The organism is Sphingobacterium sp. MYb388 (assembly GCF_037479535.1).
Classification (GTDB): domain Bacteria; phylum Bacteroidota; class Bacteroidia; order Sphingobacteriales; family Sphingobacteriaceae; genus Sphingobacterium; species Sphingobacterium anhuiense.
The window spans coordinates 654,381-667,322 of sequence record NZ_JBBGYV010000003.1 but is presented as its reverse complement, the minus strand read 5'-3'; the positions used below and the strand labels follow the sequence as shown (position 1 = coordinate 667,322).

The window sequence follows — 12,942 nt, the reverse complement described above, 5'->3', positions numbered from 1 at the left end:
AAACATGAATACTACTTTATATTTATATCCGATGAAAAAAACAGTTTTTGTAATCCTTGCCACTATGGCCGTTATGGGAATCACTGAAGTAAATGCTCAAACCAAAATCATTGCTCACCGTGGAGCTTTTAAAAACACGAAAGTTCCGGAAAATTCAATTGCTTCGTTAAAAGCCGCTAAGGATTTAAATCTCTGGGGTTCGGAATATGATGTACATCTTACAAAGGATAATGTACTTGTTGTCAATCATGATAATGATTTTTACGGAATAGATATTGCGACCGCTACTTACCAGGAGTTATTGGCCAAAAGCCATCCAAATGGAGAGAAAATTCCTACTTTGGAGGAATATATCAAAGCAGGGTTAAAGCTTAAAGGTTTAAAATTAATTCTTGAATTGAAGACTAATAAACTAGGACTGGAACGTACTTTGGAGGCTACTGAAAAAGCTGTCGCTTTAGTAAAAGAATTAAAAGCTGAAAAAGTAACTGAATATATTGCTTTCAGTTATGATGCTTGTAAAAAGATCCATGAACTTGATCCTAAAGCTAAGGTAGCCTATTTAAATGGCGATATTGCTCCTGATCAAATTAAAAAGGATGGTTTAACGGGTATTGATTATCATCTTAGTGTTTTCACGAAAAACCCAACCTGGTTACAAGAATCAAAAGCATTAAAGCTGACGACAAATGCTTGGACAGTTAATAAAGAAGATGATATGAAATCTCTGATCAGTCAAAAGATTGATTACATTACAACGAATGAACCTGAGCTTTTAAAGACTTTACTCAAAAAATAATTAACCTTGTATAGCAGTTCATATATATGAACAACACATTTATAAAAAAATAAGTTAATGAAAAAAATTATTCTTGCTTTCTCTATTTTACTTGTGGGTTTAGGAAGTGCTCTTGCACAGCAAATGCGAGTGGCCACCTACAATATAAGACAGAAAAATGATCATGATATTGGTAATATGTGGAATGAACGCAGAGATGCTGTAGCCAATTTGATTAAATTCCATAATTTCGAAATTTTCGGTATACAGGAAGCATTTATTGACCAAGTGAAAGATCTTCAAGACCGTCTTCCTGATTTTAAATCGATAGGTGTTGGTAGAGATGATGGTGCAGAAAAAGGAGAACATTCTTCAATTTTTTATAACAAGAACCGTTTTGATGCTATTAAAAGCGGAACTTTCTGGTTGTCTGCGACAGATACAAAACAACCCAATAAAGGCTGGGATGCTGCACTGCCACGAATCTGCACATGGGCAGTTTTAAAGGATAAAAAAAGTGGAAAATCATTTATTTTTATGAATACGCACTTTGACCATGTTGGTGTTGAAGCGAGAAAAGAAAGTGCTAAATTAATCTTAACTAAGGCAAAGGAATTAGCCGATAATCTTCCTTTAATCTTAACAGGTGATTTCAATGTTGATGAACATAATGAAGCATATTTTACTTTAGCAAATAGCAAAACTGTGGTCGATAGTTATACCGTTAGTCCTCGAATCTATGAACCAAGCTCTTCTTTTAATGGCTGGGGTAAAAGTATTAAACAGAAAGAAAGGATAGATCATATTTTTGTTGTTCCTAAAACAAAAGTAAGTAACTATGCAATATTGACTGATACGTATCAGGGAAAATTTCCGTCAGATCATTTTCCTGTTATTGTAGATTTATCGCTATAAAACAGAATTATATTGTGCCGGTCTAAAACCGGCGCAATTAAACTACCTTTTCCCTTGATTTATCAAGAGTTAGACGATCATTTGGGTATCCACTCACCCTTCTAAATACGGTAAATATTCGTACTCTTCGTTAAACTTTAGATTCCTTTTGCGTTCTAATTTGTAGTTTTACAAAAAAAAGACATGAAAAGTATCTTATCATACGCTCTTATTGCATCAGGATTATTCTTTGCAACTCAATCTCAAGCTCAGTCCAAAGGGCTTTCTAAGTTAAAGGATATCTTAAATTCTACATCTGCTCAAAATAAAACAAATAGCGATACTACTACGAGTAAAGTTGTTCCCTCTAATCAGGCTGTCGTAAAAAATATTACAAAGAAAGAAGCTACTTCAGGTATAAAAGAAGCTTTAGCTAAAGGATTGACTAACAGTGTTAATATTCTTTCTGTAAAAGATGGTTTTTTAGGAGATGCCGCAGTCAAAATTTTAATGCCTGCTGAAGCTCAAAAAGTAGAAAAAGCACTTCGCGCAGTAGGTATGGGTTCTTTGTGTGATCAGTTTATCAGCAGTATGAATAGAGCTGCGGAAACAGCTGTTAGTGAAGCAGGGACTGTTTTTGTCAACTCTTTATCGAAAATGACGATTACAGATGCTTACAATATTTTATTAAGTGGTAATCAAATTGCCGCAACGACTTTCTTTAAAACAAATACTTCGACCGAACTGACTTCAAAATTCTCTCCTGTTATAGACAAGGCAATGGGGGCTAATAATGTATCGGGTTACTGGAATCAATTAACGACTGCTTATAACAATTTACCATTTTCAAAAAAGGTAGAAACCAATTTAACAGGTTACGTTACGCAAAAAGCTATCGATGGATTATTTGTAAAAGTAGCAGATCAAGAGTTAAAGATCAGAGAAAATATTGGTGGATCGCGAAACACGGATTTACTATCAAAAGTATTCGGCTGGGCTGATAATCAAAAATAAGGTATTGGACAGAATTTTTAATTCTGTCTACACCTTTACGTTTCTTTTGTTAATATGGCTAAAATATAGCCTGGACCAATTTTTATACTGGTATATAGTAGCAAGTCCGATCAATAATAAGATAGACTTCACAAATAAATTTACTCCAAAATAAGGTGTGATCTGCACATGTTTCGCCATTAGTATTAAAGCGAAAAACATATAATATAATCCACAAATAATCAGATAAATTTGAAATGCTTTTCTTAAGATTCGTTGATTCTTTGTCTTGATTAAAATCCAAAACGGAATTAGAAGGTATATAAATTGACTAATATAGATCAATTGTCTAATAGAATTATCCATACTAAAAAGTAAAAATAACTGAGCGATAAAAAGAAGGAGAAACATTGCTTTTAATAAACGCAACATACTGGAAATCAAATTTTAAGTTTTTTAAATTTACAAAAAAAATATTGTTTTACAAATAATAAACTATAAAAGTCAAAATTCGCTAATGCTCACATTTTTTGTAATTTTGCAGGGCATAATCACATTAATGATATAAAAAGTATGAGTAAGTTCGAGATCAATAACATCAGTGATTTTTCAGTTTCTGAAAGATTCCAACGTTATGTACAGATAGATACACAGTCGGATGCAAGTTCGCCTACTTGTCCTTCGACAGAAAAGCAAAAAAATTTAGGCAATCTTCTTGTGGAGGAATTACTGGCATTGGGAATTTCTGATGCAGCCATGGATGAAAATGGCTATGTATATGCAACTATCCCTTCCAATAGTACTAAAAAAGTACCTACTATTTGTTTCTGTTCACATATGGACACGTCACCTGACTCCTCAGGTAAAGATGTTAAACCTTTGGTTCATCATGATTATCAAGGTCAGGATCTGGTATTACCGGATGATAACAGTATTATCATCAAATATTCGGAACATCCTGATCTGGCAAATCAAATCGGTCATAATATTATTACAGCGAGCGGTACAACACTATTGGGCGCCGATGATAAGGCGGGAATTGCAGAAATAATGGATGCAGCTCGTTTATTAATGAAACATCCTGAGATCAAGCATGGGGATATAAAAATCTTATTTACGCCAGATGAAGAAATTGGAAGAGGGGTTGACAAAGCTGATCTTAAACGCCTAGCTGCTGATTATGCATACACGATGGATGGTGAAAAAGCGGGCACGATAGAAGATGAAACTTTTTCTGCAGATGGTGCAACATTAACCATACATGGTGTTTCCGTTCATCCTGGATTTGCTAAAGGAAAAATGCAAAGTGCTATCAAAATTGCTAGTGCAATCATAGAGGCTTTACCCCAGGACCGCCTGTCGCCAGAAAGTACAAATAAAAAAGATGGTTTTGTTCATCCGACAAATATCTCGGGCACAGTGGAAAAAGCAGAAATCCATTTTATTATCCGTGATCACCTTACAGCTAATTTAGTAAAGCATGAATCTGAGCTGGAAGCTATTGCAAAATCTATAGTCGCTCAATACCCTAACTGCAGTTATACGTTCGAAGTAAAGGAACAGTACCGCAACATGAAGGAAATTCTAGATCAATATCCTCAAATCATGGAAATTGGAATTGAAGCAATTACACGGGCTGGCATGAAGGCTGCACGCAGAAGTATTCGCGGTGGTACTGATGGTTCGCGTTTATCTTTTATGGGATTACCTTGTCCTAATATTTTTGCTGGTGGACACGCCTTCCATGGAAAACAGGAATGGGTATCTGAACAAGATATGCAAAAAGCTGTTTTAACAATTTTGCATGTAGCCTCTCTTTGGGAAGAAAAATAATCATTAACTTCATACATATTCAACGCGTTTAAGGAAATAACATATATGCAATCTAACGAAGTTTTAAAAGCAATACAGAGCCGAAGATCAGTTTTTCAAGCTAATTTTACGGATCAAGATGTTAATAAAGAAGATATCTTAACGATTTTAGAAGCGGCGAATGCTGCTCCTACTCATAAAAGAACGCAACCTTGGCGTTTTACTATTTTCAAAGGCGAAGGTCTTTTACGTCTAGGCACTGAACTTTCGCGTATTTATAAAGCGGTCACTCCTCCAGAAAAATACTTTGAAAAAACAGAAATCACTATGGGTGAAAAGGCTACGCAATCCAAAGTTGCAATAGCTTTAATTGTCAATTATACTGGTGACGTTCCTGAGTGGGAAGAACTGGCGGCAACATCTTGTGCGATTGAAAATATGTGGTTAGCGGCACATTCTTTAGGATTGGGAGGTTATTGGGCTACTCCAGGATTAATCAATCACTTAAGCAATTTCTTAAATTTAGAAGAGAATCAAAAGTGCATTGGGTTGTTCTATTTAGGACACCATGAAACAGAAGCTAGAGAACCTGTTCGATCTCCTATTGCGGACAAAATCCGTTGGGAGGAATAAAAATATTCTTTAATTATAAAAAAGGTCGACCCAATAGTCGACCTTTTTTATTGCAGTTTATTATTAAACTTCTTAATCTCAAATTTTTAAAAATTTATTTTCACAGTCTACGATATATTCGTAAATTAAACCAAAATTGGCCTATGAAAATAATCATATCCTTCTTATTATACATAATCTTTACATTCTCTCCAAGTTTCGCCCAAAGCGTGATTAAAGGTGTTGTATTGGATAGGGAGACTAAGCAACCTATTCACGGAGCTACTGTTTATATCAATAATTCATCTTCTGCAACCAGTACTGCAAAGGATGGTAGTTTCCAACTGCACCAAAAAATTATCCAGAATCAAGAACTGGTCATTTCAAATATTGGATATGAGGCCGCATTTGAAACAATTACTACTAATAATTATGAAAAGGTAAAGATTTATTTAACACGTAAGATTACTACTTTAGAAGAAGTTAGTGTTATCCCGTTTGAAAAAGATGGTTGGGCAAAGTGGGGTAAATATTTTACGGAAAGCTTTATCGGAACAAGTAAATTTGCCCAAAAAACGAAAATATTAAATCCAGATATACTGCGATTCCGATATAATAAATCATCAAAAATATTAACTGTAATAGCGAACGAACCAATACAAATAGACAATAAAGAACTGGGTTATATGATCTCATACGATCTCATTAGTTTTCGATCAAACTTTCCTGAAAATACAATTCAATTTGAAGGTTTTAGCTATTTTAAAGATTATAAGCGGATTACAAAGAGTATATTGACGCAAAGAAGAGTGGCCTACCAGCTTTCCATGATGCGCTTTATACGAAGTTTATATGAACATAAATGGCAGGAGGATGGTTATGTAGTCCGCGAGCTTACTAAAAAAGAAAATCTAGAAAGAAAAGATGCCCAGGAAAAACTGAAAACAATAACGTCACTGGTCAATACGAAATATGAAGGTAAATGGAACTCATTTTATATACTGCAATCAGAAATCATCAAAGATAGTGTGACTAAATATCAAAATATCATGCGGCAACCTGCGTTCTATGACGTCTTAGGAAAACAGTTAACTGAATCTGATCTTGAAAAAGGAAGCTTGGGAAATCAATTAAAGGAAATTCACCATCAAAATTACATTCATATCTTAAATAGGACCCAAAAAATAGACCTCGATTATTTCAATTCTAACAATGCTTATGATGAATCATCTCGTTTAAAAATAGATGACGATTCATCCATTGTCATAAATTATCAAGGAAACTATACGCCTGCTATACAATGGTCAATGGAAGGTTTTTTTGCCTGGTATTCTAAAGTTGGCAATATGCTCCCCTTGGATTATACTGTACAGGAAAATAATAAATAGTCTTTCTTAATTACTTTTTTCTACAATTCCAAAACAATGTGTCGGCTTGAAAGCTTGGGTAGGATTTTCTATAGGAAAGCTAATAATTAATTTACCTTTTTTTCCATGCCACTTGGGTCCCTTGTCTATTAATCTTAATATCTCCTTTTTTAGAACTTCATTGGGTGCGTCTTCAAAATTAACATTTTTTAATTTTCCATTTTTATCAACTTCAAAATTCAGGATAATTTTACCTCCTACATCCCGCACCTGTACATTTCTTTGCAGATATTGCTCGAATGCATTCCATCCTTCTATCGGTGAGGCATCTCCACCAGTTAAGATGGGTTCAATCCCAATCTTATTTTCAGGGGAACTCAGCTCGACTTCTGTCGTTCTACTTTTATTTGTATTAAAATTCTTAAAATAAATAAAGGCGATAAGCACGACAAAAATGACTGCTGCTGCTGATCCAACTGCCAATCGTTGCCAAGTATAAAACTGGGCATTACGGGTAGATATCGTTTGCTCCACGCGGCGGTTTAAACGCTGTTGCAACAAACTCAATTGTCGTACATCCACTCCTTTTTGCAAACGATAACCTTCAATTGCATCCTGCAAAAAAGGATCTTCCAATGCTTCTTTCTCTAGTTGAAACATTTCCTCTTTATTCATCAGACCACTGATGTAGTTATGAATTCTGGATAATTGATAATTATTTTCCATTTTACTTACTCTCCATACAAATTTTAAGATTTCGCTTGCCATTTTGAATATAGCTTTTCACTTTATTCATTTCTATTCCGGTAAGGACTACGATATCTTTATAACACTTTTGCTCTAAATAAAATAACCTGATACAACGCTCCTGCTCAGGTTTTAGCGTCAACATGCACATTTCTAATTTTTCAAATTGACTTTCGCTCCATTCTTTGGGATCAGATTCATCTAAATAATCATGACCAACCGCAACTTGTTCATCAATATCAACATACTGCGTTCCCTTTTCTTTCCTCAGCTGCATGAGGCAAAAATTTTTAGAAAATGTGTAAAGCCAGCTTTTAAAATTATCGACCTCGTGGATGCGCAATTTCCGAATCAATTCTTCAAAAATTTGCATGACGGCATCCTGACTCTTTTCGGCATCGTGCAAATATTTAAAACATACACCATAAAGCAATGACATATAGGGAGCATACAATTTACCCAAAAGATCCAGATCTCCTGTACTTCGATATTGTATTAATAATTCCTTTTCTGTCATGCTCGGGATATTACTTTGCTTAATTGATGCTTTAAGATACATAATTCCATAAAACAATCAAGCAAAGATTAATATTATGTTTCACTTTTATATCGAGTTATTGAAATTCTATCGCTTCAAATTGATTGTAGTATCTTCGTACAATCAAAACTTGATAGTCTTTATCAATTATTTGATGACATTTTAAAGAATAATAGATGCTTATGAATGAATATGAATTAATAGCTATTGGCTTATATATGGCCTTAATGATTGGAATTGGAATTTACTCTTGGAGGAAGTCAAACAGTAATTCCGATGATTTTTTGATCGGTGGGCGCAAGATGGGCGCGGCTGTGACTGCTTTATCGGCAGGTGCAGCAGACATGAGCGGCTGGTTACTCATGGGACTTCCCGGTGCGATGTATCTTTCAGGATTATCCAGTGCATGGATTGCAATTGGTCTGACTATTGGCGCATACTTCAATTATGTTATTGTAGCCCCTCGACTTCGGGTATATACAGAAGTTGCCCAAAATGCAATTACATTCCCTGTATTTTTTGAGAATCGTTTTAAAGATAAGACCCAGCTCTTAAAAATTGTTTCTTCAATTTTCATTTTAGTATTTTTCACTTTATATACTTCAGCTGGTATGGTTTCGGGAGGTCGATTGTTTGAATCTGCTTTTGGTATTGATTACTATACTGGATTGTATGCTACAACTTTTGTTGTTGTACTGTATACTTTCTTAGGTGGATTTTTAGCTGTTAGCTTAACAGATTTTGTGCAGGGAACAATTATGGTTACTGCGCTTGTTATTATTCCAATTGTACTGATTATCCAACTTGATGGACTGGGTAATACATTGGATATTATACATAATAAAGGTGCTAATTATTTAGATTTACTAAAGGGTACCACCACTGTATCGATCGTATCTTTACTCGCTTGGGGATTGGGTTACTTTGGGCAACCTCATATTTTAGTGCGATTTATGGCTATTGGAGATGTTAAAGATATCCCTAAAGCTAAAAGAATCGGAATTAGCTGGATGATTCTAACTGTTGGGGGAGCATTACTTTTGGGATTATTTGGAATAGCTTATTTATATAAGTTTGATCAAACTACTATGTTGCAATTTGATCAATCAAAGGAATTGTCAGAAACTATTTTTATCCATCTTTCGAGAACTTTATTTCATCCCTTAATTGGCGGTTTTCTCTTATCCGCAATTTTAGCAGCTGTCATGAGTACCATATCTTCTCAATTATTAGTGACCTCTAGCTCAATGACAGAAGATATTTATAAAGCTTTTTTTAATAAAACAGCCTCTCCTAAACGTATGTTACTCGTAAGTAGACTATCTGTGCTTATTGTAGCGATAATTGCCTTACTACTCTCCCTAAACCCTAAAGACAGCATATTAAATCTTGTGGGAAATGCCTGGGCCGGTTTTGGCGCAGCCTTTGGTCCCCTTATCATCTTGTCGCTGCTTTGGAAAAAAACAACCGCCACTGCAGGATTATTAGGAATGTTGGTGGGTGGTGCTGCTGTACTTTTATGGGTGTATATCCCTCACGATTACAAATCTGTTTATGAAATCATACCTGGTTTCATTTTGAGTTTCTTAACGATTGTTATTGTTTCGTTTTTCAGTAAACCTGTTGACGCTTCCATTGTGGAGGAATTTGATCAGGTTACGAAAATTCTGAAATAATAAAAAAGGATAACCTAAATCTGGTTATCCTTTTTACTATTTGAAATGTTGATATTGACGAGATATTAGTGGCCTTTTTCATCCATCATTGTATTTCTAAGTCTACTGAAATAACAAGAGTGCAATAATTAAGGTCACAATAATATTAAATGTTTGTGCAATTAAAAAGGCATACAGTGGCTTTTTATTATCCTGTTGAAACAGGTCTTTAAAATTAGTTTCCAGTCCTATTGAGGTAAAGGCCAGGGTAAACCAAAGTCCCTGAATAAATTTCAAACTTCCTTTAACCGCAACATTTGTTTCTGGTGAAATAAAAAATGAGAAAAGTAAAGATGCAAATATAAAACCTAGGACAAACTTTGGAAATCTCTCCCAAATAATTTTCAAAGTTGGTTTCTCTTTCTTTGTTTCATCATCTACTGACTTTGAATAGCTCCAATAAATACTAATTGCAAACGCTGCAATTCCTAATAATACATTTTGTGAAAATTTAACAATTGTACTGATCTTTAAGGCTTCCTCTCCAACTAAACTACCTGAAGCGGCTACAGCTCCCGATGTATCTATTGAACCTCCTAACCATGCTCCTGTTACTTCTTGAGACAATCCCATTTTATCTGCCAAATAAGGCATAAAAATCATCATCGGAATTGCCGTGATCAAGACAAGTGAAATAATATAAGATAGCTTTTTACTATCTCCTTTAATTGCTCCAGATGTTGCAATTGCTGCTGATACCCCACAGATAGATACTGCGCTTGATAGCATTAAAGCCATTTCTTTATCAATCTTTAATTTTTTACAAACCCAAAAAGCAAAATACCATACTGAAATGACCACTACTAATGCTTGGATAAGTCCCAGTGAACCAGCTTTGAGTATATCTCCAAAAATAACTGTTGTTCCTAAAAGAATCAATCCAATTTTGACATACAACTCTGTACTTAATGCACTTTTAAACCAATCAGGAAGATTGAAAAAATTACTGATGACCAAGCCGATCGCCAAACTGAAAATAACAGCTTCTAGATTATAGTCTTTTACGAGTGAATTTCCAGCAAAGATGAGTGCGAGCATGGTTAACACATAGACAGACGGAAAAACTATTAATAAGCTTTTAACCGACTTACCTAATAAGGAGGCTCCGATAATGGCGACAATAAAGACTAGACCAAATTGGGTCGCTATTGCCTGCAGGTTATGAATGGAAAATACTTGGTTTCCTAATTCTGAAAAATTGCTCCAGCTGAAACTTGGTTGAGGAACAATGACCCCAAAAATTGCTAAAAAGACAATTCCTAATCCTAAGATAACAACTACCCAATCCTCAGCTAAGGAGAATGATTTCGAAGATGACATGTAAACAGGTTTTAATTTAGAAACCCCAAATTTAGAAATATTATCCATGCCGGCAACTAGTAAACGAAAAAGTTACCAAATAATAAAGCCGAGATGTTTTCATCTCGGCTTCTAAACCTATAATCACTTTTTAAAACCTAAAAACAATATTTATTGGCATCAATCAACTTCTTAGCAATTCGTTGACGCGCATCTTTCACATTATATGGTTCTGATTTTGTAAAGCGACGTAAACCCACTAACATCATTTTCAACTCATCACCTTCAGCAAAAGAATTTAGGGCTTCTTTTCCTGCAACATTTACTTTATCAATGGTTGAATATAGATAAATTTTAGCCATATCTGTTGCATCAGCACTTGCTTCTACTCCTTTTGTATGATATAATTTCTCCGCACGAAGTAACGCTGACTCAGCGATGTATACATAACCAATGATATCGGCAATATTCATCAAAATCTCCTGCTCCTTAGATAAAGACATCATCAATTTTTGAACTGCGGCGCCAGCAATTAATAAGCCTGCCTTTTTCAAATTAGCGATAATTTTCTTTTCTGCTGCAAATGGTGTTTCATCTTCTTCTCCAAAATCAGGAATAGCTAATAGTTCTGATGCAACTGCAGTAGCAGGTCCCATCAAATCAATCTCACCCTTCATGGCACGTTTTAAAAGCATATCTACCACCAACAGTCTGTTAACTTCATTGGTACCTTCAAAAATACGATTGATACGTGAATCTCGATAAGCGCGTTCCATTGGTGCTTCTGCTGAATATCCCATGCCTCCATAAATCTGTACGCCTTCATCCACAACATAATCTAACATTTCCGAGCACCACACTTTAATGATCGCACACTCGATAGCATATTGTTCTACAGATTTCAGTTTTGCTTTGGCTTCATCCATTCCCCCTGCAACTAATGATTCGTAGGTGTCATCAATATTCTGACCGGCACGATATGCTGCTGATTCGGTTGCAAATAATCGTGTTGCCATTTCAGCTAATTTGTAACGGATGGCTCCAAATTTGGAAATAGGTAAATTGAACTGCACTCGCTCATTCGCATATTTAATAGCTTGTGTAATCACCATGCGTGATGAACCGATAGTAGCGGCACCTAATTTTATACGACCAATGTTTAGGATATTAACCGCTATTTTAAATCCATTTTCACGTTCAGAAAGCATATTTTCAACAGGAACTTCACAATCGTTGAAAAATACCTGACGGGTTGAAGATCCTTTGATTCCCAGTTTATGCTCTTCCGGGTTCATGCTGATTCCTCCAAAATCTTTCTCAACAATAAAAGCGGTAAGATTCTTATCATCATCAATTTTTGCAAAAACAATAAAGATATCAGCAAAACCACCATTTGTAATCCACATCTTCTGTCCATTAATGACATAGTGTGTACCTGCGGCATTTAATTTTGCTGCAGTACGACCAGAATTGGCATCTGATCCTGAATTAGGTTCTGTTAAACAATAAGAAGCTTTCCATTCCCCAGTAGCTAATTTTGGAATATATTTTGTTTTTTGAGCTGCATTTCCATAGTATAAAATAGGCAAAGTACCTATGCCTGTATGTGCCGATAATGCCACAGCAAAGGAGAATCCTCCCCCAACCGCATCTGCAACTAACATGGATGTATTGAAGTTTTTACCAAATCCCCCGTATTCTTCTGGTATGGACACACTCAACATTCCTAGTTCTCCAGCTTTATCCATAAGACTTGGCATCAAACCTTCTTCCTGGGAGTCAATACGATCCAATTTGTTTAGAACTTCCGTATCTAGAAAGTCAATACAGGTCTGACGAATCATCTTTGCTTCTTCATCAAATTCTTCAGGAATAAAAATATCTGTATAAGATGTCTCTTTAATTACAAATTCTCCGCCTTTAATTGTGTTGCTCATAATTTTTCTGATTAAAGTGCAAAGGATAAAGACTAAGACCTTATTTCTTTGCTTCTATTGTTAAATATTATTCTCTAATTTAAAACAGGTACATCTCTATATGTCACCTTATTGATCTCTAAGCTTAAAATCAGTTTAAATGGTCCGATTTAAAAAAAACATCTGGATGAAAAGCTCAAGTCATCCTCAAAATGTGCCATTTGATTTCGATAAAGAACATTTCATATACTCTGTCGAAGTCTTAAAATTT

At 35.1% G+C, this 12,942-nt stretch carries 11 protein-coding genes; 7 read left to right on the top strand and 4 right to left on the bottom strand.

The window, feature by feature from the left end; genetic code table 11:
- Positions 1-4 precede the first annotated feature (4 nt).
- From WH188_RS13215 to WH188_RS13190, 6 genes are all read left to right on the top strand, one after another.
- Positions 5-799: a glycerophosphodiester phosphodiesterase gene (locus WH188_RS13215; RefSeq protein WP_237682823.1), complete on the top strand. Its 795-nt coding sequence runs from the start codon at positions 5-7 to the stop codon at positions 797-799.
- Positions 800-856: 57 nt separating this feature from the next.
- The gene (locus tag WH188_RS13210) at positions 857-1,693 is read left to right on the top strand and encodes an endonuclease/exonuclease/phosphatase family protein (RefSeq protein WP_168127613.1); all 837 of its coding nucleotides are present in this window, start codon (positions 857-859) and stop codon (positions 1,691-1,693) included.
- A 183-nt stretch (positions 1,694-1,876) separates the two neighbouring features.
- Positions 1,877-2,686: a DUF4197 domain-containing protein gene (locus WH188_RS13205; protein ID WP_168127614.1), complete on the top strand. Its 810-nt coding sequence runs from the start codon at positions 1,877-1,879 to the stop codon at positions 2,684-2,686.
- Between the two features lie 552 nt (positions 2,687-3,238).
- Entirely contained in the window at positions 3,239-4,498 is a 1,260-nt protein-coding gene (pepT, locus tag WH188_RS13200) for a peptidase T (RefSeq protein WP_339424101.1), read from the top strand.
- A gap of 45 nt (positions 4,499-4,543) precedes the next feature.
- A complete protein-coding gene (locus WH188_RS13195; protein ID WP_132769287.1) occupies positions 4,544-5,110 on the top strand; it encodes a nitroreductase family protein in 567 nt (188 codons plus the stop codon).
- A 143-nt stretch (positions 5,111-5,253) separates the two neighbouring features.
- Positions 5,254-6,477: a carboxypeptidase-like regulatory domain-containing protein gene (locus WH188_RS13190; protein ID WP_168127616.1), complete on the top strand. Its 1,224-nt coding sequence runs from the start codon at positions 5,254-5,256 to the stop codon at positions 6,475-6,477.
- Between the two features lie 6 nt (positions 6,478-6,483).
- Here the strand turns inward: WH188_RS13190 and WH188_RS13185 are convergent, their stop codons facing one another.
- Together WH188_RS13185 and WH188_RS13180 are read right to left on the bottom strand one after the other, a co-directional pair.
- A complete protein-coding gene (locus WH188_RS13185) occupies positions 6,484-7,224 on the bottom strand; it encodes a hypothetical protein (RefSeq protein WP_206368539.1) in 741 nt (246 codons plus the stop codon).
- Positions 7,184-7,720 (bottom strand): RNA polymerase sigma factor, encoded by a 537-nt coding sequence (locus tag WH188_RS13180; RefSeq protein ID WP_031286924.1) that lies wholly within the window; start codon positions 7,718-7,720, stop codon positions 7,184-7,186. The genes WH188_RS13185 and WH188_RS13180 overlap by 41 nt, the downstream gene beginning before the upstream one ends.
- Positions 7,721-7,923: 203 nt before the next feature.
- Here WH188_RS13180 and putP point away from each other — a divergent pair, with 203 nt between their 5' ends.
- A complete protein-coding gene (gene putP, locus WH188_RS13175) occupies positions 7,924-9,417 on the top strand; it encodes a sodium/proline symporter PutP (protein ID WP_339424100.1) in 1,494 nt (497 codons plus the stop codon).
- Between the two features lie 102 nt (positions 9,418-9,519).
- Here putP and WH188_RS13170 read toward each other — a convergent pair whose 3' ends face one another.
- Positions 9,520-10,776, bottom strand: coding sequence for a YeiH family protein (locus WH188_RS13170; RefSeq protein WP_031286926.1), 1,257 nt, complete (start codon positions 10,774-10,776; stop codon positions 9,520-9,522).
- Positions 10,777-10,913: 137 nt separating this feature from the next.
- Positions 10,914-12,692: an acyl-CoA dehydrogenase family protein gene (locus WH188_RS13165; protein WP_168127618.1), complete on the bottom strand. Its 1,779-nt coding sequence runs from the start codon at positions 12,690-12,692 to the stop codon at positions 10,914-10,916.
- Between the last annotated feature and the right edge of the window lie 250 nt (positions 12,693-12,942).